The sequence below is a fragment of the Psychroserpens algicola genome (assembly GCF_014526325.1).
Taxonomy (GTDB): domain Bacteria; phylum Bacteroidota; class Bacteroidia; order Flavobacteriales; family Flavobacteriaceae; genus Psychroserpens; species Psychroserpens algicola.
Window position 1 is genome coordinate 284,168 of record NZ_JACNMJ010000002.1, and the last position, 25,278, is coordinate 309,445.

Consider the following 25,278-nt stretch of genomic DNA (forward strand, 5'->3'; position numbering starts at 1 on the left):
TATAGTATATTAGCCATTACAATATCTATAAGACATGGTAGACACAATTTTAGAAAGAGTACAAGGTATTCTAAATAAGGATCTTAAAGAAATAAATTCTATTGAGAAAATTTCTCATGACGATTTCTACAATAACCATATCAAGAAAAATACTCCGGTTAAAATGACCAATATGATGTCGCACTGGAAAGCGATGGAGCTATGGTCACTTGACTACTTTGAAAAGATAGGTAAAGACAAAGAAACCTATATGTACAAAGGTAATATACGTCAAAACGATACTAACTGGGAATTTGGTGCGTTTCAGGATTATTTAAATGAAATCAGAAGTGCCAATACCGATACCTATTTAGGAAATATGCCTATTGCAAAAATGTTTCCAGAATTATTAGAACATGTTGACTTCTCATTGATCTCCAACAATACGATTCGTAATTCAACGTCACTGTGGATTGGACCTCCAGGCACCATTACTGGCTGGCACACCGATAGATTAGCTAATAATATTTTAGCGCTCATTGAAGGTAGAAAACTTGTGCTACTCGTAAATCCTAAAGAAAGTAAAGACCATATGTATCCGAGTGATAAATATGAGCCTGGCTCAAGGTTAAGTGATGTTAATATGGAAAATTTTGACGAGAAAAAGCATCCTAACTTTAAAAATGCCAATGTCATGTATACTATAATTCACCCAGGAGAAATGTTATTCATTCCTCAAACCTGGTGGCATTGTGTTTATGGATTGGACGTATCAATTAGTTCAAACAATTTTGGCTTCACTCCTATTGATAATTTTAAAATGAAATCGACCGAACTCATTAAACGTAAATTACACAGCGTTGGTTTATATAGTCCGAAAAACTGTGTTTGTCATTACATAGATGACAATGGCAATCGCGTAAAACGCTAAATGACAATCAGTCAAAACATTTTATTTCTAAATCATTAATAAGTACCTTTGCAAACCTTACCGATTTGAGGGTGATTAGCAATGATTAATATTCACGAAAAAACATTACAGGATATTGAGTTTTACACTGTGTTACAACAAGTGTCAGAACTTTGTATTACTGATTTAGGTAGAGTCGAGGCTTTAAAAATTAAGCCTTTTACTACTCGTGAATCGATTATACAATCGCTCGACTTTACAAATGAATATGTAGCATCATTTTATAATGATAATCGAATTCCTAATCACGGATTTGAACCTATCACTAAAGAAATCAAGCTTTTAAATATTGAAAATTCATATTTAGAAACCAAGAGTTTTAAAAAAATTGCATCAATTACACTTACAGTAAGTGATATTTTAAAGTTCCTTAAAAAGTTTGAAGAATACTATCCGTCATTATATAAATTGGCTGCAAATTTAGAAATCGTAACACATATCGTTACTGAAATTGATGCTATTATTGATCGTTTTGGTGATATTAAAGACAATGCATCAGATACGCTTTTTCAACTGCGTCAGTCTATCAATTCAGTCAGAGGAAAAATAAATCAGAGTTTTTCATCGGCACTACATACATACCACAATCTCGATTACCTCGATGATATTAGAGAATCTGTTGTAGAAAATAAGCGTGTGCTTGCAGTCAAAGCCATGTACAGACGTAAAGTCAAAGGCAGTATCATGGGAAGCAGTAAAACGGGAAGTATTGTTTACATTCAACCTGAACAAACGTTTCAGTATGCGCGAGAACTCAACAATTTAGAGTTTGATGAAAGTGAAGAGATAGATAAAATCTTAAGACATCTCACTGAATACGTAAGACCATATGCTACACTATTACAAAACTATCAGGAGTTTTTAATACAGTTGGATGTCATTTATGCCAAAGCTAAGTATGCACAATCTATAAATGCAATACTTCCGAAGATCAATGATGAAAAATTCTATGAGGCCAAAGATGCTTATCATCCTTTGCTTTATGTATCAAACAAAGCTGAAGGCAAAAAAACATTTCCGCAGTCTATTGTTTTACACCCAGAGAACCGAATCATTGTTATATCTGGACCAAATGCTGGTGGAAAAAGTATCACTCTCAAAACTATTGGCTTATTACAGGTGATGCTCCAAAGCGGCTTATTAATTCCTGTTCATGAGAAAAGTAATATCTGTCTGTTTGATCGTATTATTAGTGACATAGGTGACAATCAGTCTATAGAAAATCATTTAAGCACCTATAGTTACCGATTGAAGCAAATGAACTTTTTTCTTCGGAAATGTAACAAAAACACCTTATTTCTCATCGATGAATTTGGTACAGGAAGCGACCCAGAATTAGGTGGAGCTCTGGCAGAAACATTTTTGGAAGAATTTTACCATCGTGAAGCTTACGGAATTATTACAACCCACTACTCTAACTTAAAAGTATTGGCAAACGAATTACCATATATGCAAAATGCTAATATGATGTTTGACGAAAAGAGTCTAGAACCTATGTTCAAACTAATTTTAGGCCAGGCAGGTAGTTCGTTTACATTTGAGGTGGCGCAAAAAAACGGAATTCCGTACAGCCTTATCAATCGTGCCAAAAAGAAAATTGAACGTGGTAAAGTACGCTTTGATGCTACGATTGCTAAACTTCAGAAAGAACGCAGTAAGCTCGAAAAAACGGAGCGTTCTCTCAAAGAAAACGAAAAGAAAAAACAATCTGAAGCAGATAAACTCGAAGAAGTCAATGCAAAAGTTCAAAAGAAATTAGAAAACTTTCAGGAACTTTATGATACCAATCAGCGCTTAATATATCTCGGACAAAAGTTTAATGATATTTCAGAAAAATACTTTGATAATAAGAAGAAGCGTGAGTTAATGGCTGAATTGTTCAAACTTGTTCAAATAGAAAACTCTAAGCGCAAAAAAGTTTCAGCAAAACAAAAAAGAGCTCAAAAAGCTAAAGAAACTCAAATAAAAAAAGAAGCCGAAAAGAAAGTTGAAGTCATCAGGAAGAAGAAAAAAGCTGAAAAGAAAAAAAACATTCCCGTTGAAAAACCAAAACCTATTTTAAAAGTTGGTGATCGTGTGAGAATGCATGATGGCAGAGCTATTGGAAGCATTGATAAAATTGAAAAAAACAAAGCTATAGTAAACTATGGCCTGTTTACGACCAATGTAAGCTTAGATTTATTAGAATTAGTAGAACGCAAATAACCAGCCAAAACCGCTTAGCTAATTAACGCTTAGTTTCTCATTACACACCATAAAACATTTTCAACCGACTTACACTCTAAGGATTTAACTCAATTTTTAAACACCTTATAATTGGTTGTCGTATCTTTGCAATGTGTTAGAAGCCTTACCAAAACATAAACAATTAATACTTTTTGATGGTGTTTGCAACTTATGCAATTCATCAGTCTTGTATGTAATTAAACACGATAAGACAAATCGCTTTATGTTTGCACCTTTGCAAAGTAATGCAGGTCAGCACATCATCGAATCATATAATATTGACACCTCTAAAACCGATTCTATATTACTGTATTCTAATGAAAATGGCTTATCGGTAAAATCATCTGCAGCATTAAAAATTGCAAAACATTTAGGTTTCCCTAGAAATATGATTGTCGTTTTCTTTATCATCCCAACGTTTATAAGAAATTGGGTTTATGATTATGTAGCGAAAAATCGCTATAGATGGTATGGAAAGAAAGAAGCCTGTATGATTCCTACTCCAGAACTGAAATCGAAATTTTTAGAATAAAAAAAAGTCCTTTTGGGAAAAAAGGACTTTAATAATTAACAACTAATTAAAACTAATTTAACTCTAAATAATTTTTAATCAAGAGGGATTATCTAATTATAGATTATTGATTAATAGCACATTATTTATAGTATAAATTTACTGCTACACATACTAATTGAGCAAAAACATCGATATAAACCCTAAAAAAATTGTTCAAAAAACAGGACTTGCAAAAAACATCTATTAGATGCATTCCAAATTATTTTTAGAAGACTAATTCAAGGTATAAGTTTACTCAATAAAAATGAGTCTTTGCTCAAACCCAATTTTATAACATTGATAAGAAAGCTAGTTTTATGGTAAACTAAATTAACTTATCATGAAACAATTTACCCTTTTACTAATTTTAATATCAACCATTAGTCTTGCTAAAACTAAAAATAACACGGTTACCCATTTAGAAGATGTAACCGTTTACCTAAGTGGTGCTCAAATAAATAGAACTGCAGAAATTAAGCTTCCTGCTGGAACCAGTGAATTTGTTTTTGATAAATTATCACCCAACATTCAAGAAAGCAGCATACAGATATCGGGCTTAGAAAATGCTACGATTCTATCTATTAACTATGGTATCAATTACTTGTTAAAGCAAGACACTTCAGAAGATGTTGAGACCATTCAAAAGCAAATCAACACTTTAAATGATCTTATACAAACTGAAAGACATCTAATTTCAGGCTATGAAGAAGAATCTTATCTTATCACTCAAAACAGAGCTTTAGGAACAACAGCTAAAGTTGTTAACTTAGAAGAACTTAAAAAGTTTTCTTCCTATTACAGAACTAGAATAACCGAAATTAAATCACTGATACACCAATCTAGTAAGGCCATATCTGGCTTTAATTCTGATATTTCAGATTTAGAAAAGCAACTCAGAGAACTTAATGTTACTGAAAAAGTTCAAACAGGAGAAATTAAAATCAAACTGAATACTAATCGTGCAACAGACTTAAACCTGAATATTAAGTATAATGTATACAATGCTGGCTGGTTTCCTATTTATGACATTAAAGCTGACAAAATAAACCAACCTTTAGAACTTTCTTATAAAGCTCATGTCTACCAAAATACAGGAAATGATTGGGACGATATAAAATTAACATTATCTACAAGCGACCCAAATACCAACAATGTAAAACCTGAAGTCAAACCAAAATATCTCAATTTTATAAGTTCATATAGTAATTACAGGTCTAAAAATGCAACGAAACGATATAATTATAAGTACAACCCATCTGTCAAAACGATATCAGGAATTGTAACTTCCTCCATTGATGGTTTACCGCTACCAGGTGTTAATATTGTTGAAAAAGGAAGAACTAACGGAACATCAACTGATTTTGATGGTCATTATACGCTTCAGACTACTGGCGGACAAGAACTAGTGTTTTCATATGTTGGAATGACTTCCGAAACACTACCTATCCATTCTAGCATTATGAATGTCGAATTATTAGAAGACGCTTCTGTTTTAGATCAGGTTGTTGTTACTGCACAGGGCACAGCTAAGCGACCCAATGCTAGCTTCACACAAACTTTAAAAGGACAGGTTGCAGGCTTAAAGATAGCATCTGCGAACGGAAGCAGTAATATTAATCTCAGAGGTGTTAGTACACTGTCAGGAAATCAACCACCTTTATTTATCATAGATGGTATAATCGCAGATGAAGAGGACTATCGCTATTTAAATGAAGAAATGATTGCATCTGTTGAAGTGTTAAAAGATTTAGAATCTACAGCAATTTATGGAAACAGAGGTCGATATGGCGTTGTTCTTATAGAAACCAAAACAGATAATTTCACTTCTAAAGGCGATCTTATAGAAGACGGCATTACTAATACGCGCTTTGAAATAAAAAAGGCATATTCTATTCCAAATAATGGAGATGTTACTGTAATCGAAATAGAAAATTATACGGTACCAGCTACGTATTCTTATTTTGCTGCTCCTGTTTTAAATGAAAATGTGTTTTTAACAACCAAAATTAAAAACTGGGAACAATACAACCTTTTACCAGCGGAAGCTAATGTCTATTTTGAAGGCAGCTATTCTGGAAAAACACATATAAATCCGTATAGCACAACTAACGAGCTTACCATTTCATTAGGTGTTGACCCAAACGTCGTTGTAAAGCGTACACAACCTAAAGACTATAAAAGAAATGCATTTATTGGAAGTAATAAAGTCATTGCTAAACAGTATGACATTGAGCTAAAAAACAACAAGTCCTCAGCAATAGATGTAGTGTTATATGATAGAATTCCGATAAGTCAAAACAAAGGCATTAAAATTGATGATATAGAAACCGGATCATCAGATTATGATGATAAGAAGGGGATTTTGACCTGGAAACTAAATTTACCTGCTAATGATAAAGAGGTTCATAAGTTTTCATACACAGTAAAATATCCTAAGTATAAACGAGTTAACTTGTAATACTATAAGAAATATCAAAGCCTTAAAGCCAAACATTCATCTTGAGCCTAGCTTCTGTTAGTTAGGAATGAATCAAGTTCTAACTTAGTGCAAGTCTAACACTAAGGAAGTTTCAGCATAAAAACTGAAAGAACTGTTGCGCTTTAAGGCTTATTATTTTAAACTCTTTAAAATGAAGTCTAAATTTTTATTTGAGTTATCATTCGTTAGATATGAATCTGTATAATACTTTGAAGGTATCGCCAGACCCCTTTCTTGTAGCTTTTTAATAGTATCAACATAATCTAAAGTCACCTTTCCTGTCAATAAAACATCTAAGTCTCCGCCTGCTTTAGCATAGTTATACACTCGATTAATACCACATAAATACTGATGATCTTTCGTAAAACCTCCTCCTCGATGTACACGTAATGTAATCGCAAAAGCTGCATCCCGATTGAGTTTATACTGACTATACAGCAAATCAAAAGTATCAGCAAAACTATAGCCTTTATTTAAAGTATCAACCGCAACGACACGAAAAGCGAGTTCTTTTAAGCGTTTCATAGTTAAGCATCCAGACATATATTCTGAATACACCGCTAAGCCTTCCTGTGTTTCTACATTATTAGGAAAACCATTAGAAAATATTTTCAAGGGTTGCGCTAAGCCGTTAAATGTCGTGACCATGTGAACACCAATTTCGTGATTTGTCAAAACTTTTAACTGATTTTTACTGAACTTATGATTCTTATGTAACACTAATGTTTGTGTGTTATTAAGAACCATTGCTGCAGCTGAAAGATTCGTAGACAACTTGATGTTATAATCAAAATCATAACGTTCTGAATAGGCCTTAAAATAATCTACAGCATCATTAGCAGAATATATAGGCAACATTTCTTCGTCGAAGTCACTATCATCAAAACGCAAAATAAATTTCGCGTTATCGATTTCTTTTTCGGTAGGCGTTCCAAAACTCTTTAAGCTATTGAAATAAAATTTACGTCCTTGATTGATTGTTTCAATACATTCAATTAATCCAGAATACTCATAAATCACATCTTCATAAAGCTGTCTGATATCATCGTCTTCTATACGTTCTAAGCGCTGAGAAAAAAATAAACGATGGAGTTTATATCCATTAAATTTGATCTTCGGATATTTAAAAACAGGATCATAATTAAATTTAGAAGAAAAAAATTGCTTTCTCTCACTAGCAATGTTTAAAGGATTGATATAGTTAAGTACTTCGATTTTTTTCACTAATCGATTCAAATTGGCATCGATGTCAAATAAATCTTGATATTCTTCTGTACTTGTAATTTGTGGCATTATTTTTTGTGCTTTTTATAAAAATTTGAAGCGTGCTCAGGTAATCTTGTTTTTAGTTGTGCTTCAACTGCTGCAACAACTTCGGGATACATAACATAATCGTATTCATCACAATACACCTTTGCAATTTCGGTTGCCAAAACTAAGGTATTTTGGAAGTTTTGCGTAATAAATTTCAAGAAATATCCATTCCCTTGAAACGTGTCATTAATTTTAGAAGTTGATTTGATATCGTGCGGAAACTTAAACTCCGACAAACTTTGTCTCCAAGCTTCAATATCATCACCAAATCGGTCGTTATCTACATTAGAAGTACCCAAATTCCAGGTAGGCACTTCCCTATCCCATCGTTGCCAGTTGTAACTGTGCATGTCATAGACAATCGCCAGACCAAACTTAGCTTCAAGTTTTGAAACTAAGGCATGAACCACTTTATAAAAATTGGCATGTTTATCTAAACTCTTATTTTTTTCAACTTCGGAAAGTGGCTCGTGCCACAATTGTTTTCCCCAGGCAGTTTCAAAAACCGCATTTTCAGGATCTCTATTGAGATCGTATTCAAAACGCGAATCACAACCTGCAATTAAAATAGGATGTGACATGACCATGTTTTTAGTTTCTGGATCTTCTTCATACCAACGTTCATATTCGGTGTGTATGCAATTATCCCAAAGATCTTTCCTAAATTGATGTCCGTCATGAATAGCAGCACACGCATAATGTACATAATCGTCTATTTTTAAAGTCAACGAATAATCATCGGCTACGGCGTGAAACAATTCTTCGTTGTTAATTTTAGAAATAATTGCAGCAATTGATAATCGTTCCATAGGGCCTAACTTAAAATCCTTTTTAAACTATTATAAATGGCATGCTCAATTTGATCCATCTCACCATCAGCAAATGCCATAAGCTTTATGTCTGCAAAAAGCGCATCCGGATTTTTATTGTAAGACGGTTCAGTATTAACAGCATCCACAATTTTTGTAATACTTTGGTAGTCATTATCGGCATCAAATTCAGACTTGATATGCTCATAGGTTTCGGCACTAACACGAGATAAGATATAATCGTGCTCGGCTTTTGTTTCTTTTAAATCAGAATGCGCCACAAATAATAAAATGTAGGCTACTAATTCTTGTTTAGTCCATCTTGTTTGTCCCATAATTATGTTGTTAATGTTCCGTATTCTGTCCATGAACCATCATAAACAGTCAAGTTTTTATAGTCTGAAATTTCTGCTGCTAAAGCTAAAATGCAAGCTGTGATGCCACTACCACATGAGAAAATTAGTGAATTATCTTCTATTTTAAAAGTATCAAAAACAGCTTTTAAATCTGCCTTTGGTTTTAAACAGTAGTCATCAAACAAATGGGTATATGGTAAATTTTTTGACTTCGGAATCGTTCCGCTTCTAAGTCCGACTCTTGGCTCAGGGACTTCACATTGAAAACGCTCTTTAGAACGTGCATCTAATAGCATTACAGAATCATCTTCAGGTAAGTTTAAAATATCATCAAAAAAGCACATCCTTTCAGGTTGATATACTGCTGAAAAATTTCCAGGAATCCAATAAGTCGTATCCAAATCTGTGGTCGTTTCATAATCATTTTTAACCCATTCTGGGAGTCCGCCATTTAAAACAGCCACATTATCAAAACCAAAGGTTTTAAACAACCACCAGACTCTCGGACTCCAATACAGGCCTTTATCATCATAAACAACAATTAGTGAATCGTTATTGATTCCTAATTGTCTGGCTTCACTTTGGAATTGATCAGGTGATGGTATTGTATTAGGAAAATCAGCATTTAAATCGCTAAACTTTCCTTTGATGTCAAAATATCTTGAATTGGGAATATACGCTTCTTCAGAAGTTGAGTCATTTGTTGTAACACGCGCATCAAGAATAATTAAAGCTTTTAGATGACGATTATCGTTTAACCATTTACAGCTGACTATAGGCGATATAAATCGACTATTTTTAAGCATCCTGAACCGTTTTTCGCAATCGCGTACGTCTATCAAAAGCTTGCATTTGATCTACAACCTTACTTTCTAAAAAGTCAATAACACGCTCCTCTACTTTGGTTTTAGATTTATACACTTTATTAATGTAAGTGATACCTCCAGGCGACATCACATTAACTTCGACAAGTTTTCCACCAATCACATCAATACCTACAAAATAGAGTCCGTCTTTTACCAATTTAGGTCCGATTTGCTTACAAAGTGCTTTTTCAGCTTTAGTAAGTGTATGCTTTTGAACAGAACCACCAGCTGATACATTTGAGCGATGATCATCGGTTCCTGGAACACGTTTCATAGCACCAACAGGCTCTCCATTTAGCAATAAAATCCTCACATCACCTTGATCGGCACCTTCTATATAATCTTGTAGAATCACATAATTTGAAGAGCCATCACCACTGGTGATATAAAAATCCAATAAAGAATTGATATTACTCATGGCCGATTTTTCAATTAAAATCACACCAGAACCTCCAAAACCATTCAATGGTTTAATAATCATTTTATCAGACTTAGATTCTTTAATCTGTTTTACCAAATACTCTTTGTTTTTAGAGACATGCGTATTCGGAATAATATTACTATGCGCATCACCAAAAGCAGCCGTATACAACTTATTATTAGCTTCTCGCATCCCTTGAAGTGAATTAACTATAAAGACATCATCTTTAACCGAATCTAAAAAATTCAGCATGATAGGATCTAAAGGCGGATTTGCTCTAAAAAAGATAGCATCAAAACCAGCAAGAGGCAACATTTCTTCTCTCAATTTTGCCTTATTGTAAAATGTTTTTAAGCCCGATGGCACTTTATCCATACGATTAATCACAGTACAAAATGCGTTGGTCACACTATCTCTAATGGTCAAATTTGCAGGTGTACACATGGCAACACCATGGCCTCGCTTTACACATTCTTTAATTAATGCTAAACTTGTATCGTTTTCTGGGTCGATTTGATCCCAAGGATACATGATAAAACAAACATTCATAATAGGTTGATTTTTATTAGTGAATAAATCGTATTTAAATTTAAAAATTTTATTTTACTTCTTCGTAGTGATCATCCCAATTCTTAACCTTCGGCTCACCAAGTTTTCCTACAGATTTTGCAACCATCATTGAAACTGTCGCATCACCAGTTACATTCACTACAGTACGACACATATCCAAAGGTCTATCGACAGCAAAAATTAAGGCTAAACCAATCGGTAATAATTCTGGAGGCAATCCAACAGACTCTAATACAATAACAAGCATCACCATTCCTGCTCCTGGAACTGCAGCGCTACCGATAGACGCTAATAACGCTGTTAAAACAATAGTGATTTGGTCAGAAAACGTTAAATCTAAACCAAGGGCTTGAAAAATAAACACAGCCGCTACTGCTTGGTATAAACTTGTGCCATCCATATTTATCGTTGCACCTACAGGCAGTACAAAACTAGAAACTTCTTTATCAACACCTATATGCTCCTCAACACGCTCCATAGTTACTGGAAGTGTTGCTGCACTTGAGCTTGTTGAAAACGCCAATAGTTGCGCTGGACTTATTTCTTTGAGAAACCATAACGGATTTTTCTTTGTGAAGGTTGCTACAAAAATACAGTAGATGACAATCATTAAAATCAAGCCTAGAACAACTACGCCTGCATATTTTAATAAGGCGAATAGTATATCTGGATCATCAGAAGAAACCACAACGTTTGCCAAAAGTGCAAACACAGCAACTGGAGCCGTTAACATAATTAAATCGACCATTTTTAAAACCACATCGTTTAATGAATCGAAAAAACTCTTTAATGGAGCCGCTCTTTTTTCGCCTATAAGAAGTAGTGAAATCCCTAAGAAAATGGCAAAGAATATCACTTGAAGCATGAGCCTGTTATCACTTAACGCTGAGAAGGCATTATCAGGAACCATATCTTCTAAAAACTGTAATGGTCCTGAATCTTTTTGTTTTGAAGCTTCGGCAATTTTGGCCTTAACACTACTATTTTCAGAATACGTTTCTGTTAATTTCGCTATAGTTTCTTCAGAAACACCATCACCTGGCTGCATGATATTTACGAGTGCCAATCCAATAGAAATCGCGATAACTGTTGTTACGATGTAAATTCCGATAGTGCGAATTCCTATATTTTTGAATTTGGAAATATCTTTTAAATCTGAAATTCCTTTTATCAATGACGCTAATATCAAAGGAATCGCTATCAACTTCAGTAGCTTCACAAATATGGAGCCTATAGGCTTAATCCAATCTTCGGTAAAGGCTCTTCCTCCTACTTGAAGCATTATAAAACCAAATATTAAACCGAGGAACATTCCTATTAAAATTTTCCAGTGTAAGGCAAGTTTTTTCATATTTCTATTGCGATTTAATCTATTCTATTAGTACTATTTAAAGATGACACCTAATATTATGGCTATTCCAATGTAAAAAATTGTTCCATATAGTCTTGCTGAGTCGGCTTCTTTTAGTTTGGTTTCAAAACCATACTTCACAAAGCGCTCATCTTCAGATTTATTGAGTTCATAATCGTTCATGCCAAAACGCTTCACGTTATACGGAAAGAAGAAAAATGTCAAAAATTCGGAATTTGTCAAAGACATATGCTTTCGCTTTTCTTCATTTTTTTCGGCTTCAGTCAAACTATATATCCTTAATTATACATTTTATTCAGCAAATAGAAATCTGCTAAAACCAATGCTGCCATCGCTTCAACAATAGGAATTGCTCTGGGAACCACGCAAGGATCATGGCGTCCCTTGCCTTGCATTTCTACAATATTTCCTGAGCTATCCAGCGCGTCTTGCTTTTGAATTACTGTGGCTACAGGTTTAAAGGCTACTCTAAAATAAATATCCATCCCGTTGCTAATACCACCTTGAATGCCACCTGACAAATTGGTTTGTGTTGTACCATCAGCATTGAACAAATCGTTATGTTCTGTCCCTTTCATTTTTGCGCCACAGAATCCACTACCATATTCAAAGCCTTTAACGGCATTTATTGACAGCATCGCTTTTCCTAAATCGGCATGCAATTTATCAAAAACCGGTTCACCTAAACCTACAGGTACATTTTGAAGTACACAAGTTATGGTTCCACCTATGGTATTTCCTTCTTTACGGATGTCTTTAATTTTAGCTATCATCTGTTCTGCTATAGCGTCATCTGGACAACGAACCGGATTCGTTTCAATTTTTGAAAAATCTAAATCCTGATAAGGTTTCTCCAAAAACAAATCTCCAACTGAAGAGGTATAGGCATGTATTTGAATCGAACTCAGTAATTGCTTGGCTATAGCACCTGCCACAACTCTTGACGCCGTTTCACGCGCCGAACTTCGTCCGCCACCTCTATAATCGCGTACGCCATACTTTTTGTCATATGTATAATCGGCATGACTTGGCCTGTACACATCTTTAATATGTGAATAGTCTTTAGATTTTTGATTGGTGTTTTTTATGACAAAACCAATTGGTGTTCCTGTAGTTTGTCCTTCAAATATCCCTGAAAGGAATTCAACAGTATCAGGCTCTTTACGTTGCGTCACAATTTCTGATTGACCAGGTTTTCTCCGATTTAATTCATTTTGTATAGCATCTAAATCCAGTTGTAATCCTGGAGGACAACCATCTATAATACCACCAATTGCAACACCATGTGATTCACCAAAAGTGGTGAGTTTGAAAATTTTTCCGAAGGAATTCCCAGCCATATATAAAGATTTTACGCTAAAGTACTTGTAAAAATAGAGAAACAAAAACAGAATACCATAAAGCGTCTATTTTCAGAAGTAAAAATGCATAACAATAGGTTAACAATTTGCTGATTGTTTGTTAATTATGAAATTTATTTTATTTGAAAACATATTAATTTCTTTGCAGGGTAAATTGTTAATAGCCATTGAAAACAAAGCGTAAAGTTGAAATAGCCGTTATTTCAGATGTGCATCTAGGAACTTATGGATGTCACGCCAAGCAACTCTTGACCTATCTTAACAGTATTTCGCCAAAGAAACTGGTTCTCAATGGTGATATTATTGACATCTGGCAATTTAAAAAACGTTATTTTCCAAAATCACATCTCAGAGTCATTAAGAAAATTATGGATATGGCTTCTGATGGTGTAGAAATCATCTATATCACTGGAAACCATGATGAAATGCTACGTAAGTTTAGTGACACAACTATTGGAAATATTTCTATTGTCGATAAAATCGTATTGGAATTAGATGACAAAAAGGCTTGGTTTTTTCATGGTGACGTGTTTGATGTTTCGATTCAAAATGCAAAATGGCTTGCTAAACTTGGTGGTTACGGATATGATGTCCTAATTTTGTTAAACAGGTTTATAAATTGGTGCTTAGAGCAAATGGGAAGGGAAAAATATTCGCTTTCCAAAAAAATAAAGAACAGTGTTAAAAGCGCCATTAAATACATCAATGACTTTGAAAAAGTCGCTTCAGATTTAGCCATTGAAAAAGGTTATGATTATGTTATTTGCGGTCATATTCACCAGCCCAAAATGCAACTCAAAGAAAATAAATTTGGCTCTACAACCTATTTAAATTCAGGTGATTGGGTAGAAAACTTTACTGCACTCGAATATCAATTTAAGCGTTGGAAAATCTACAATTATAACAACGATAAACTCAGAGCTTTTTATGCAGATGAGGACATTAAAGACATGGAGGTAAAAGATTTAATTGCAGCCATCACTATTGTCGAACAAAAGAAGAAAAAAAGCTAAATTAAAGCTTGTCTTAAAATAGTTATAGGATGCAAAGCTTCTCTATCAGTTCCGTCTTTTATTTGATGACGACAACTGGTTCCATTAGCAGAAATTAAGACATCTTCATTTGCGTTACGTACTGCAGGAAATAAAGTCTGCTCTCCTATTTGCATACTTAGCTCGTAATGCTCCTTTTCATATCCAAAACTTCCAGCCATACCACAGCAACCACTAGGAATAATAGTTACCTTATAATTTTTGGGTAAGTTTAAAACATCAAAGCTTGACGATTGATTTAGCAATGCTTTTTGATGGCAATGCCCATGAAATTTAATGGTTTTTTCTTCGGAAGTAAATTGCTCAGATGTGATGTTCCCTAATTGTATTTCATGTTGAATAAACTCCTCAATAAGATAGGTGTGGTTTGCAATTTCTTTTGCAGAAACTTTATTATCAGCCAGTTTAAGATATTCATCTTTAAAACTTAGAATAGCTGAAGGTTCAATCCCGATTAATGGTGTCTCATTTGAAACCAAATCCTTAAAAACAGAAACATTTTTATTGGCTGCAGATTTTGCCTGAAGCAATAAACCTTTAGACAAAAATGAGCGTCCGGATTCAAAATGTTGAACGAGCTTAACCTCGTAATTTAAGGCTTCTAAAAGTGTAATAGCATCAACACCAATAGAAGTGTCTAAGTAGTTGGTAAACTCGTCATTAAACAAATAAATCACTTTAATTTTTTTACCACTATCTAATTGTTTATTAATACTTTTATGTGCTTTATATAAACTTTTAGTTGATAGTAATGGTAAGCTTCTTTTTTCAGCAATTTTAAAACTTTTTTTAATCCACGAAGACGTTAACGAGTTAGAAAACATAAAATTTGCAAACCATACAAAACGACTTCCAAAAGTATTTAATCGGTTGTTATACGCAAATAGTTTTGTTCTCAAACTTACACCATTTGCCTGTTGATAATGATATTGAAACTCTGCTTTCAAACTCGCCACATCCACACTACTCGGACATTCGCTTGCGCAAGCTTTACAACTTAGACACAAATCAAAAACATCTTTCAGCTCTTCATGATTAAACTTATTCACTTTATCAGAATGCGTTAAAAACTCACGTAAAGCATTTGCTCGAGCTCGAGTCGTATCTTTTTCATCTTTGGTGGCACGATAACTCGGACACATCGTACCTCCAAACTCTGGGAGTTTCCTGCAATCTCCAGAACCATTACATTTTTCGGCTTCCCGTAAAATACCAAGAGAATCTGAAAAATCTAAAACCGTTTCTATGTCAGGCTCTTCTCTATCAGCTTCATAACGCAACGATTCATCCATAGGTAAGGCGTCGACAATCTTCCCAGGATTAAAGATATTATCAGGATCAAATGCCGTTTTAATCCGCCTTAAAATGTCATAGTTTTCATCACCAATCATAAGAGGAATAAATTCCGAGCGCACAATACCATCTCCATGTTCACCACTCATAGAGCCTTGATATCGCTTTACCAAATGCGCAACATCAGTTGTGATTTTTCTAAACAGAACAACATCAGCTTTCTTTTTCAAATTTAAAATCGGACGCAAATGCAACTCTCCAGCACCAGCATGCGCGTAATACACAGGCTTTTGATTATAAGTTTCCATTAAACTAGAAAAATCACGAATATAATTTGACAAATCAGAAAGCGCTACTGCCGTATCTTCAATACAAGCTGCAGTTTTTTCATCACCAATCATATTGCCTAATAAACCTAATCCGGCTTTTCTTAATTCTAAAGCCTGATTTATTTCTTTACCAACCAAGATTGGAAGACTAAAACTCAAATTAGAATCTTTAATGCTTTTAATTAATTCAGCAACCTTAAGGCTTGCATCTTCACGGTTTTCGCCACGAATTTCACACATCAATATAGCTTCAGGATCTCCATTTATAAACTGTCTGTTTTTTTGTTGTTGTTTATTATGCTTTGTTAAATCTAAAATGGTTTTATCCATCATTTCACAGGTAAACAAATCATGTTCCATAACCAGTTCAACTGCATCCATACAATTCTGAATACTCGTAAAATGTGCTGCTACCATCATACTATCATTCGGCGGAAGCACATCAAGCTTTAAAGTGATTTGAGTTGTAAATGCCAAAGTCCCTTCACTACCCGAAAGTAGTTTACACATATTAAAACTACCATTTTCAGAAGGCCATAATCCATCAATAGCATATCCCGTATTTCTTCTATGAATCTCTGACTTAGGAAATTGAGACGCTATTTGATGCCGAACACTTGCTGAAGACAATTCAGAATACACCGTATTATATATATGCCCTTCAAGAGTATCATGAGTTGTTTTTTCTTTAAACATCTGCTCATTGATCTCAGAGAAGACAACCTCGCTCCCATCACTTAAGATCGTATGCAATTCCAGTACCTTATCACGTGTCACACCATACTTAATAGATGTTGTTCCAGATGAATTATTTCCAACCATACCACCAATCATACAGCGATTTGATGTTGACGTATTTGGACCAAAAAAGAGACCAAAAGGTTTTAGATAATTATTTAACTCGTCCCTTACGACACCTGGTTGTACAGTTACCGTTTGATTAGCCTCATCAATATTCAAAATTTTAGTAAAATATTTTGAAATATCGACCACAATTCCGTCACCAACACATTGCCCTGCCAACGAAGTTCCCGCAGCTCTAGGTATCAGAGACACACTGTGCTTTTGAGCGAATTTTATAAGTAATTTTAAATCTGATTTAGTCTTCGGTAAAGCCACAGCTAATGGCTTCATTCTATACACAGAAGCATCTGTGGCATAGATTATTTTCATCAATTCATCGTAATACAACTCCCCAGATAATTGAGTTTTTAACTTAGCAAGCAAACTAGCTCTAGGGTTTTGCATTGTATATGAGTCAATAATTTGATTAAAAATGATATAATTTTGTCCTAAAATTAAAGCTAATCCCTCAATTTTAATATAAATTTGTCGTTATAATTTCAGTAGCTGTTAAACGCTACTCTAAAACTTAAACATTAAACTCAAAATTATGAAAAAATTATTTTTATTAACCCTTACATTAATTGGTTTTACAACGTTAAATGCTCAGGATATTTCAGATAACGCTATTGGATTACGACTTGGTGACAGCGATGGTTTTGGAGCGGAGATTTCTTACCAAAGAGCACTTGGAGACAATAATCGTCTTGAAATAGACCTTGGTTTAAGAGATGGAAAAGGTTATGATGGTTTCAAACTTGCAGGTTTATACCAGTGGGTATGGCATTTAGATGGAGATTTTAACTGGTATGCTGGTGTTGGTGGTGGTGTTGGATCTTACAGTTTTGACAATGTTCCTGCTGGATTTGACGACAGCGAAACATTCTTTTTTGCTGCAGGAGACATAGGTATTGAGTACAATTTTGATATTCCTTTACAATTATCTTTAGACGCAAGACCTGAGTTTGGTTTTGGAGATTTTAGAGATGATTTAGATTTTGATATTGCATTAGGAATACGATATAGATTCTAAACACATCATTTTTATCATAATTAAAAAAGCCGCTTCTAATAAAGCGGCTTTTTTAATTACAGATAACGTTCTTTAATAATTTTACAATGATGATTTTCGTGACCAATAGTAATAAAAGCTACAGCTCTTGGAGACAAATTACTATTACTGGCTATTCCAATTTCAGTCAGCATATCAGTTGTAAAACTTTCAAACAACATTACACTTGATAATCTCACCGCTTTAAATTCGTTAATTAAATTACGCATTGAACGTCGGTTAGCATCACAGGTTAAGGCATAGTTATCTTGATCATATCCTGGAAATAGCGTTTTATCCTTTCTAGCAATACACAGCGCTCTGTACATAAAAACACGCTCGGTATCAATTAAATGCTGAACAATCTCTTTAACAGTCCATTTACTTGCTTCATACCGAAATTCTAATTTATCCTCTGGAATGGTTTCTAAAAAGGCAACAGTTAAATCTCCATTACGCTTCAAACCGTCTTTCAAAGTCAAAGCACCTGCTTTTTCTATATAAGTCTGATAATAAGGATTATATTCGCTTTTTGACAAATCATCTTTAGTCATAATAGTATATTTTAAATTACGGGAAATAAAAAACCCTTCATCAAATATAAGATAAAGGGTCATTTTTATGAATGCGATTCTATTATAATTCGTTAAAGATAGTGTGCATCAAACGTTTTTTATCATTGATACTCTCCTCTAAGCTAATCATAGTCTCGGTTCTATATATACCTTCAATATCATCTAACATAAAGATGATGTCTTTTGCATGCGATGTGTTTTTGGCTCTCACTTTACAGAAAATATTAAACTTTCCTGTAGTAATATGAGCTACAGTAACATAAGGAATTTGTGCTATTCGCTCTAAAACAAATTTAGTTTGTGATGTATTATTTAAAAACACACCAACGTAAGCAATAAATGAATATCCTAACTTTTGATAATCTAAGGTTAAAGACGAGCCTCTGATAATTCCAGCCTCTTCCATTTTCTTTACTCTAACGTGAACTGTTCCTGCAGAAATCACCAATTTTTTTGCGATATCTGTAAAAGGAATTCTCGTATTATCGATTAACATGTCTAAAATTTGATGATCGATTTCATCTAATTTGAATTTTGCCATTTTTTTACTTTTTGATAAATTTTATACAAAAATAATGCAATTTCCTTAAAGATATCACATCGAAAAGCAACTTTTTCAAAGATTTATCAATATTTTCTCATTGTTTATAACTACGAAATCGATTTCGTTTCCTTCTTGAATAGACCTCTTATTCTCCCCTAACACACTAAAACCATTGGCGTTAACCTCCTTATGACCAAAATAATTTTCTAAATTGGATATTTTTTCAATTTTTGGTATAAATTTCACAATTCCATCAACCAATTCCTCATGATATTGTATAGCCACATCTAATCCGTTGGCATTCCGTATTATAATGTCAAAAAACAACTTATCGTTTTTAGGAATATCAAAATAAGGCTTATAAAGCTTCCCGTCAATAACTGTATTTGCGATATAACCAATCGATACCATCAACGACTGAAAAATATACTCTCGCGTTTGCTCCCTCATATAATCATTAGCATAGTGACCCGCTTCAAACAATACAGTTGGCACACTTAACGACTGAAAGGTATCACCAACACAATTTAAATTAAAACCATCATCATAGATACCAACTTGGTTTTTGATTTGCTTTTGAAGATTATCATTCATCTTAGAGATGATTTCCATTGCTATTTTACGAGTTGCTGTAACAGATCGGTCTTCGTCCTGAGCAGGAGCTAAAAAAGAAACTGTAGCCGAATTATTAGTACGTCCAGCACTAAAGATAGTACGCTGACCATGCAAATTGAAACAATAATGAGGTTTAAAGGCATCAAAAACAGACCTAAGCACATTACTCTCGGGTTGCGACAAATCCTGAGCGTCTCTATTTAAATCCACCTCATTAGCATTTACTCTGGTATACGCTTTAGCGCCATCAGGATTCAAAATTGGAATAATTTTAATCGTACAAGCACTTAAAATGTGCTGAATGTCATGATTATCATCAGAAAAGACATTAAGCATATCAAAAACAGCTTTAGTTGTCGTGCTTTCGTTGCCATGCATTTGCGACCACATTAATATTTTTTTAGCGCCTTGCCCAAAAGTTATTGAAAAAATAGGACATGACTTTACAGATTTTCCGACAACATCAACAACAAATTTTTTATCTAATTTTTCAAGAAGAGGTACTATAGAATCGTGATGAATATAGCGACCAAAAAGACTGGTCTCTTTATGAATTTTAAAGACTGATTTTAGAGTTTCTGGCTGCATGTATTTTTATTAATTTAAACAAAGGTAAACAATTGATAATTTACATTTGTAAACAATTAATTTTGAAAAATTTTAGCTTAAACTCTTACAAATGTATACAAGGTTTAGAACTGTTGCGCTTGAGAATTGAAAATAATTCAATGAAAAATATTTTCTGACTTTATTTTATTGTAATTCAGTAATTTAAATTAACCCATCTTAAGTATTAATTATATGATTACTGATCAGTGGATATTATTAATAGGATAGTAATTATAATATGTTTACATTTGTAACGTTACAATATTAAACATTCTTAGTTTACAATGATAAACAATCAGGAATTTACAAAACGACTACAAAAAGTCATTGATTTTTACGGAGAATCAGCCTCTTCTTTTGCTGAAAAAATTGGTGTGCAACGCTCTAGCATTTCACATATATTATCGGGTAGAAATAAGCCTAGTTTAGATTTTGTTTTAAAGGTCCTTTCCTCCTTTCCTGAAGTTGAATTGTATTGGCTTATGAATGGTAAAGGACATTTTCCTTCTCAAGGACATAAGATTGTTGAAAAGCAGATTTCAGAATCTGAAAATACCTCAGCTCCAAAAATTGAAGCGATGTCTAAATCAGAAAATAAATCTATAGACCGAATTGTAATATTCTATACAGACGGTACCTTTAAAAATTTTGAGCAATCATAAATTAAAACTTATAATTTTCAAATAGACGATTCTCACAAATCGGTTCTCGTTTCGTAATTTTGTATAAAACTCATTTTATGCGAAAAGCTTTAATTCTGCTTATTCCTTTATTATATTTAAGTTGTTTTCAAGCAGAACGTCAGTGTTCTGATTTTAAAACAGGGACGTTTACTTTCAATTATACTATTGACGGTGTTAAAAAAACAGGTACATTCGTAAGAACAGAACATTATAATATTGATTTTTTTGATAACAAGGTTGACTCTGCCTCTATCAGATGGATTAACGACTGTGAGTTTATCCAGAAAGACCTTCATCCTAAAAATTTGAATGAGCAAAAAGATATTCATTTTAAAATCATAAGTACAGACAAAGACTCATATACTTTTGAATATAAATTAGCTGTAAAAGATCCATATAAAAAACAACGTGTAGAAAAGGGAACTGCAACAAAAATAAAATAGTATGTTAGAATTTTTATTGAGCAGTGATGCGCTTATGGCATTACTAACCTTAACCTTTTTAGAGATTATCTTAGGCATAGATAATATTGTCTTTATTTCTATTGCAGCCAATAAACTTCCAGAGCATCAACGTAGCAAAGCGACCAACATTGGCTTAATACTTGCTCTAGTACAACGTGTAATTCTTTTATTTTTTGTCTCCTTTCTTGTTGGGTTATCTGAACCCTTTTATAATCTTGAAACAAGTTGGTTTCAACTGCATATCAGCTGGCAAGCACTAATTTTATTTGTTGGAGGTTTATTTTTAATTTACAAAAGTACTTCTGAAATACGAGAAAAAGTATCTCATCCCAGTCATGATGAAGATCAAGTAAAAGGCAAAAAAATTAAGTCTTTATCCAATGCATTGGTACAGATTTTAATTATTGACTTTATCTTTTCTATTGATTCGATTCTTACGGCCGTTGGAATGACAAACGGACTGCATCCTAACCACAATTACACCTTAGTTTTGATGATTATTGCTGTTATGATTTCGATAGGAATTATGATTGGTTTTGCTAACCCAATTCGAAAATTTATCGACACGAACCCTAGTGTACAAATGTTAGGTTTGGCATTTTTAATCCTTATAGGGTTTATGCTGATTACCGAAGCTGCACATTTATCGCATACAGAATTCTTCGGAAATAAAGTTGGTGCAATTCCTAAAGGTTACCTGTATTTCGCTATTGCCTTTTCACTTTTTGTTGAGTTTTTAAATTACAAAACAACTAAAAAGTCAAGCAAAAAATAATTTACAATCTCAGACGTCCTTTAAAATAAAGTGGTTTGACCTTGATCGTCTAAATCGGATGATGCATCATCGTTTTCATTTTTGGGCTTATCTGAACTTTCTTCAGAATGTGATGCAGCATCAGAAGGCTCAACAGTTTCATCAACAACTTCAATATCTTCAGCAGGCAACTCTTCAGGAGCCTCATACGGCAAAGGATCTAATAAATTGACCTGATTAATTTTTTCTTTGGTTAATTGATTGCCCAAGGCATTAATACCTTTTATCGCGATAAATTCTTCCAGATTAATTGACTCATTGTCTTTTCGATCCTTACCACGTTCCTTTTTAAATTCTATCTCAGCCATTGGTTTCCAATCGGTAGATACAATTTCGAGCTGAGAATCTGGATGATCAGAAATAAAGGTTTCTTCTTTACCTTCATTTTCGATTAAGAACCGTTTCACATAGTACATTTCTTTTTCACCGTTATAATAAATAACCGAAATAGGCTTTTTAGGAATCCATTTTTCTAAAACAATCATATCGTCATCAAAGTGCGTTGACAGCTCTGGTAAGATAGTTTTGGCAATACCAGATTGCGTAATGATTAACAAGCGATCTTCACCTCTAAATTCACCTATAAGCTCTCCTCGCTCATCCACATTTAAACGCTGAACAGTATCATCAAACCAGATTTTACGAGGCTTTAACGTAGAGATTCCTTTTTCTTTTAACTCTATTTTCTTAATGGAATATTTAGTAACTAAATTTCCTTTAGATGCTCTTCCTTTAATTAAAACGTCAGCAAAATCTAAATCCCATTTCAGTTTTTTAATACTACCAACCTGACGCAAATACACAGTGATCACCTCAGCTTCTCCATTTGGGTTGGCTGAAAAATACCAAAGTTTAGAACTTTTTGTTCCGTTGGTTAAATCGTATTCTTTATCTCTGGTAATAGAGGTTACAGCAAAACGCTTAACATAAGTTGGTCCTTTGGAGCCATCACGATAAATCATATTATAAATGGTACGCTTATCTTTTTTCTTAAAGACGGCAACATGAACAATATCTTTACCAATAAATGTTTTACTATCCACTTTGGTAACCATCATTTTTCCATCGTTAGTGAATACGATAATATCATCAATATCACTACAATCGCAGACATATTCGTCTCTACGCAATGATGTTCCAATGAAACCTTCGGCTCTGTTTACGTAAAGCTTTGTGTTTCTAATAATTACTTTAGTTGCATCAACATCCTCAAAAGTTCTGATTTCCGTTTTACGCTCTCGACCTTCTCCATACTCCTTTTTAAGACGCTGAAAATATGCAATAGCATATTCGATTAAATTGGCAAGATGGTGTTTTACTTCAGCAATTTGATCTTCAAGCGCATCGATTTTCTGTTGAGCTTTATCAATATCAAATTTTGAAATACGCTTAATTCTAATTTCGGTTAAACGTGTGATATCATCAACCGTTATGGCACGTTTTAAATGCTTTATATGTGGTTGTAGTCCTTTATCAATAGCATTGATTACACCATCCCAGGTTTCTTCCTCTTCGATATCACGATAGATACGATTTTCAATAAAAATTCGCTCTAAGGATGCAAAATGCCATTGTTCTTCAAATTCACCGAGTTTAATTTCCAATTCACTTTTCAGGAGCTGAACGGTATGATCTGTAGAGCGTCTGAGCATTTCAGTAACACCTACAAATAGAGGTTTATTATCTTCGATAACACAACCTAAAGGTGATATTGAAGTTTCACAACTCGTAAACGCATATAAAGCATCAATGGTTTTGTCTGGCGAAATTCCGCTAGGCAAATGCACTAAAATTTCCACATCTGCAGCTGTATTATCTTCTATTTTTTTAATCTTAATTTTACCCTTATCATTGGCTTTCAGGATAGAATCAATTAAAGAAGATGTATTAGTTCCATAAGGAATTTCAGTAATAACAAGTGTGTTTTTATCTAACTGAGAGATTTTTGCGCGCACTCTCACCTTTCCGCCACGCATCCCATCATTATAATTAGACACATCAACAATACCTGCTGTCGGAAAATCAGGAACAATAGTAAATCGCTTTCCTTGAAGGTGTTTTACTGAGGCATCAATAAGTTCAATAAAATTATGTGGTAGAATCTTTGTAGATAATCCTACAGCGATCCCTTCACCTCCTTGTGCCAATAACAGCGGAAACATTACAGGAAGATTTACAGGCTCTTTACGACGACCATCATAACTAGCTTGCCATTGGGTAATTTTCGGATTGTATACGACGTCTAAGCCAAACTTAGAAATACGAGCTTCAATATATCGTGAAGCCGCTGCACTATCTCCTGTTAAAATATTTCCCCAGTTTCCCTGAGTATCAATTAATAAATCCTTCTGACCAATTTGCACCATGGCATCAGCAATACTGGCATCACCATGCGGATGGTACTGCATAGTATGACCAACAATATTCGCCACCTTGTTATAGCGACCATCATCAAGATCCTTCATAGAATGCATGATACGTCGCTGTACTGGTTTAAAACCATCTTCAATCGCCGGAACAGCACGTTCTAAAATTACATAAGACGCATAATCAAGAAACCAATCTTTATACATACCAGTAACTCTGGTGATGCTTTCCTGAGGTTCGTCTTGATGATCTACAATATCAGTATTATCTTCACTCATTACTTTGTAGTGCTTTTTTATTTGCTTTAATTATTTTGCTTAACGACTGTCTAATGTATCGTCTTTTTCTTCTGTTAACCAAAGTCGTATTAAAGGTTTCAACAGTTTTTTTTCCTTTACTATTCTTGAGATAAAACGTTAGTGTTTTATAGAAAAAATAATTTTTGAACTTAAAGGCATACAATTCATTTTTATCAAACTCCAGTATATGCTCTCTGTAATTGAATTTATCAGAAAACAATAAGCCTCTGTTAGTAATTACTACTTTTAACCCATCGCTATCATATTCAAAAAACTTTGACACGAAATGAACAAGAAAAAAGAGCAACGCAAAACCTAAGGCGATACCGATAAACAGAAGCATTGGGTTAGCGACGTTGTAGGTAAATGTTCTAAAAACAAATAAAAACGTAATCGCTAAAACAATCAGCATAAAATATACAGATATAATCGTGTTTTTTACTTTAGAATTATTTGTTCTCATA

23 protein-coding genes are annotated in these 25,278 nt (G+C 33.8%); 9 read left to right on the forward strand and 14 right to left on the reverse strand.

Annotation, left to right across the window (positions count from 1 at the left end; genetic code table 11):
• Window positions 1-34: 34 nt before the first annotated feature.
• The 4 genes from H7350_RS07120 to H7350_RS07135 all read left to right on the forward strand — a co-directional run bounded on the left by H7350_RS07120 (window position 35) and on the right by H7350_RS07135 (window position 6,186).
• Entirely contained in the window at window positions 35-910 is an 876-nt protein-coding gene (locus tag H7350_RS07120) for a cupin-like domain-containing protein (protein ID WP_204345207.1), read from the forward strand.
• Between the two features lie 81 nt (window positions 911-991).
• Window positions 992-3,154 carry an endonuclease MutS2 gene (locus H7350_RS07125; RefSeq protein WP_204345208.1) on the forward strand — a complete coding sequence of 721 codons (2,163 nt, stop codon included), beginning with the start codon at window positions 992-994 and terminating at the stop codon, window positions 3,152-3,154.
• Between the two features lie 133 nt (window positions 3,155-3,287).
• Window positions 3,288-3,707: a DCC1-like thiol-disulfide oxidoreductase family protein gene (locus H7350_RS07130; protein WP_204345209.1), complete on the forward strand. Its 420-nt coding sequence runs from the start codon at window positions 3,288-3,290 to the stop codon at window positions 3,705-3,707.
• Window positions 3,708-4,068: 361 nt separating this feature from the next.
• The gene (locus tag H7350_RS07135) at window positions 4,069-6,186 is read left to right on the forward strand and encodes a mucoidy inhibitor MuiA family protein (RefSeq protein ID WP_204345210.1); all 2,118 of its coding nucleotides are present in this window, start codon (window positions 4,069-4,071) and stop codon (window positions 6,184-6,186) included.
• A gap of 153 nt (window positions 6,187-6,339) precedes the next feature.
• Here the strand turns inward: H7350_RS07135 and H7350_RS07140 are convergent, their stop codons facing one another.
• Genes H7350_RS07140 through aroC form a run of 8 tightly spaced genes read right to left on the reverse strand, consistent with a single transcriptional unit; the run spans window position 6,340 to window position 13,255 of the window.
• Entirely contained in the window at window positions 6,340-7,500 is a 1,161-nt protein-coding gene (locus tag H7350_RS07140; protein WP_204345211.1) for a peptidase MATCAP family protein, read from the reverse strand.
• A complete protein-coding gene (locus H7350_RS07145) occupies window positions 7,500-8,330 on the reverse strand; it encodes an N-formylglutamate amidohydrolase (protein ID WP_204345212.1) in 831 nt (276 codons plus the stop codon). The genes H7350_RS07140 and H7350_RS07145 overlap by 1 nt, the downstream gene beginning before the upstream one ends.
• A gap of 5 nt (window positions 8,331-8,335) precedes the next feature.
• Window positions 8,336-8,665, reverse strand: coding sequence for a hypothetical protein (locus H7350_RS07150; RefSeq protein WP_204345213.1), 330 nt, complete (start codon window positions 8,663-8,665; stop codon window positions 8,336-8,338).
• A 2-nt stretch (window positions 8,666-8,667) separates the two neighbouring features.
• On the reverse strand, window positions 8,668-9,492 hold the full coding sequence (locus H7350_RS07155; RefSeq protein ID WP_204345214.1) for a sulfurtransferase: 825 nt from the start codon (window positions 9,490-9,492) through the stop codon (window positions 8,668-8,670).
• Window positions 9,485-10,522 (reverse strand): glutathione synthase, encoded by a 1,038-nt coding sequence (gshB, locus tag H7350_RS07160; protein WP_204345215.1) that lies wholly within the window; start codon window positions 10,520-10,522, stop codon window positions 9,485-9,487. Before gshB ends, H7350_RS07155 begins: the two co-directional genes overlap by 8 nt.
• Window positions 10,523-10,571: 49 nt before the next feature.
• A complete protein-coding gene (locus H7350_RS07165) occupies window positions 10,572-11,894 on the reverse strand; it encodes a dicarboxylate/amino acid:cation symporter (protein WP_204345216.1) in 1,323 nt (440 codons plus the stop codon).
• Window positions 11,895-11,927: 33 nt separating this feature from the next.
• Window positions 11,928-12,143, reverse strand: a complete 216-nt coding sequence (locus H7350_RS07170) for a hypothetical protein (RefSeq protein ID WP_235989290.1) — start codon at window positions 12,141-12,143, stop codon at window positions 11,928-11,930.
• A 50-nt stretch (window positions 12,144-12,193) separates the two neighbouring features.
• A complete protein-coding gene (aroC, locus tag H7350_RS07175; RefSeq protein WP_204345218.1) occupies window positions 12,194-13,255 on the reverse strand; it encodes a chorismate synthase in 1,062 nt (353 codons plus the stop codon).
• Window positions 13,256-13,443: 188 nt separating this feature from the next.
• Between aroC and H7350_RS07180 the strand changes: the two genes are divergently transcribed.
• On the forward strand, window positions 13,444-14,289 hold the full coding sequence (locus H7350_RS07180) for a UDP-2,3-diacylglucosamine diphosphatase (protein WP_204345219.1): 846 nt from the start codon (window positions 13,444-13,446) through the stop codon (window positions 14,287-14,289).
• On the opposite strand, the gene H7350_RS07185 is transcribed toward H7350_RS07180, so the two are convergent.
• Complete coding sequence (locus tag H7350_RS07185) at window positions 14,286-17,198, reverse strand: FAD-binding and (Fe-S)-binding domain-containing protein (protein WP_204345220.1); 2,913 nt, start codon at window positions 17,196-17,198, stop codon at window positions 14,286-14,288. The genes H7350_RS07180 and H7350_RS07185 overlap by 4 nt on opposite strands.
• Before the next feature lie 145 nt (window positions 17,199-17,343).
• On the opposite strand from H7350_RS07185, the gene H7350_RS07190 reads away from it, so the two are divergent.
• Complete coding sequence (locus H7350_RS07190) at window positions 17,344-17,826, forward strand: hypothetical protein (protein ID WP_204345221.1); 483 nt, start codon at window positions 17,344-17,346, stop codon at window positions 17,824-17,826.
• 56 nt (window positions 17,827-17,882) lie between these two features.
• Here the strand turns inward: H7350_RS07190 and H7350_RS07195 are convergent, their stop codons facing one another.
• The 3 genes from H7350_RS07195 to H7350_RS07205 form a co-directional block, all read right to left on the reverse strand.
• Window positions 17,883-18,398: a DinB family protein gene (locus tag H7350_RS07195; RefSeq protein WP_204345222.1), complete on the reverse strand. Its 516-nt coding sequence runs from the start codon at window positions 18,396-18,398 to the stop codon at window positions 17,883-17,885.
• An 82-nt stretch (window positions 18,399-18,480) separates the two neighbouring features.
• On the reverse strand, window positions 18,481-18,960 hold the full coding sequence (locus tag H7350_RS07200) for an Lrp/AsnC family transcriptional regulator (protein ID WP_204345223.1): 480 nt from the start codon (window positions 18,958-18,960) through the stop codon (window positions 18,481-18,483).
• Window positions 18,961-19,035: 75 nt separating this feature from the next.
• On the reverse strand, window positions 19,036-20,166 hold the full coding sequence (locus H7350_RS07205; RefSeq protein WP_204345224.1) for a M14 family zinc carboxypeptidase: 1,131 nt from the start codon (window positions 20,164-20,166) through the stop codon (window positions 19,036-19,038).
• A 305-nt stretch (window positions 20,167-20,471) separates the two neighbouring features.
• Between H7350_RS07205 and H7350_RS07210 the strand changes: the two genes are divergently transcribed.
• The 3 genes from H7350_RS07210 to H7350_RS07220 all read left to right on the forward strand — a co-directional run bounded on the left by H7350_RS07210 (window position 20,472) and on the right by H7350_RS07220 (window position 22,109).
• Complete coding sequence (locus H7350_RS07210; protein WP_204345225.1) at window positions 20,472-20,849, forward strand: helix-turn-helix domain-containing protein; 378 nt, start codon at window positions 20,472-20,474, stop codon at window positions 20,847-20,849.
• Between the two features lie 77 nt (window positions 20,850-20,926).
• Entirely contained in the window at window positions 20,927-21,313 is a 387-nt protein-coding gene (locus tag H7350_RS07215; protein ID WP_204345226.1) for a hypothetical protein, read from the forward strand.
• Window position 21,314: 1 nt separating this feature from the next.
• Entirely contained in the window at window positions 21,315-22,109 is a 795-nt protein-coding gene (locus H7350_RS07220) for a TerC family protein (RefSeq protein ID WP_204345227.1), read from the forward strand.
• 20 nt (window positions 22,110-22,129) lie between these two features.
• Here H7350_RS07220 and H7350_RS07225 read toward each other — a convergent pair whose 3' ends face one another.
• Window positions 22,130-24,793 carry a DNA gyrase/topoisomerase IV subunit A gene (locus H7350_RS07225; protein WP_204345228.1) on the reverse strand — a complete coding sequence of 888 codons (2,664 nt, stop codon included), beginning with the start codon at window positions 24,791-24,793 and terminating at the stop codon, window positions 22,130-22,132.
• Window positions 24,786-25,277, reverse strand: coding sequence for a hypothetical protein (locus H7350_RS07230; RefSeq protein WP_204345229.1), 492 nt, complete (start codon window positions 25,275-25,277; stop codon window positions 24,786-24,788). Before H7350_RS07230 ends, H7350_RS07225 begins: the two co-directional genes overlap by 8 nt.
• Window position 25,278 lies beyond the last annotated feature (1 nt).

Bases quoted from the DNA above. Each gene is read 5' to 3' on its own strand.
- H7350_RS07120 (WP_204345207.1), top strand. From the start codon at position 35: ATGGTAGACACAATTTTAGAAAGAGTACAAGGTATTCTAAATAAGGAT.
- H7350_RS07125 (WP_204345208.1), top strand. From the start codon at position 992: ATGATTAATATTCACGAAAAAACATTACAGGATATTGAGTTTTACACT.
- H7350_RS07135 (WP_204345210.1), top strand. From the start codon at position 4,069: ATGAAACAATTTACCCTTTTACTAATTTTAATATCAACCATTAGTCTT.
- H7350_RS07140 (WP_204345211.1), bottom strand. From the start codon at position 7,500: ATGCCACAAATTACAAGTACAGAAGAATATCAAGATTTATTTGACATC.
- H7350_RS07145 (WP_204345212.1), bottom strand. From the start codon at position 8,330: ATGGAACGATTATCAATTGCTGCAATTATTTCTAAAATTAACAACGAA.
- H7350_RS07150 (WP_204345213.1), bottom strand. From the start codon at position 8,665: ATGGGACAAACAAGATGGACTAAACAAGAATTAGTAGCCTACATTTTA.
- H7350_RS07155 (WP_204345214.1), bottom strand. From the start codon at position 9,492: ATGCTTAAAAATAGTCGATTTATATCGCCTATAGTCAGCTGTAAATGG.
- gshB (WP_204345215.1), bottom strand. From the start codon at position 10,522: ATGAATGTTTGTTTTATCATGTATCCTTGGGATCAAATCGACCCAGAA.
- H7350_RS07165 (WP_204345216.1), bottom strand. From the start codon at position 11,894: ATGAAAAAACTTGCCTTACACTGGAAAATTTTAATAGGAATGTTCCTC.
- H7350_RS07170 (WP_235989290.1), bottom strand. From the start codon at position 12,143: ATGTCTTTGACAAATTCCGAATTTTTGACATTTTTCTTCTTTCCGTAT.
- aroC (WP_204345218.1), bottom strand. From the start codon at position 13,255: ATGGCTGGGAATTCCTTCGGAAAAATTTTCAAACTCACCACTTTTGGT.
- H7350_RS07185 (WP_204345220.1), bottom strand. From the start codon at position 17,198: ATGCAAAACCCTAGAGCTAGTTTGCTTGCTAAGTTAAAAACTCAATTA.
- H7350_RS07190 (WP_204345221.1), top strand. From the start codon at position 17,344: ATGAAAAAATTATTTTTATTAACCCTTACATTAATTGGTTTTACAACG.
- H7350_RS07195 (WP_204345222.1), bottom strand. From the start codon at position 18,398: ATGACTAAAGATGATTTGTCAAAAAGCGAATATAATCCTTATTATCAG.
- H7350_RS07200 (WP_204345223.1), bottom strand. From the start codon at position 18,960: ATGGCAAAATTCAAATTAGATGAAATCGATCATCAAATTTTAGACATG.
- H7350_RS07205 (WP_204345224.1), bottom strand. From the start codon at position 20,166: ATGCAGCCAGAAACTCTAAAATCAGTCTTTAAAATTCATAAAGAGACC.
- H7350_RS07210 (WP_204345225.1), top strand. From the start codon at position 20,472: ATGATAAACAATCAGGAATTTACAAAACGACTACAAAAAGTCATTGAT.
- H7350_RS07215 (WP_204345226.1), top strand. From the start codon at position 20,927: ATGCGAAAAGCTTTAATTCTGCTTATTCCTTTATTATATTTAAGTTGT.
- H7350_RS07220 (WP_204345227.1), top strand. From the start codon at position 21,315: ATGTTAGAATTTTTATTGAGCAGTGATGCGCTTATGGCATTACTAACC.
- H7350_RS07225 (WP_204345228.1), bottom strand. From the start codon at position 24,793: ATGAGTGAAGATAATACTGATATTGTAGATCATCAAGACGAACCTCAG.
- H7350_RS07230 (WP_204345229.1), bottom strand. From the start codon at position 25,277: ATGAGAACAAATAATTCTAAAGTAAAAAACACGATTATATCTGTATAT.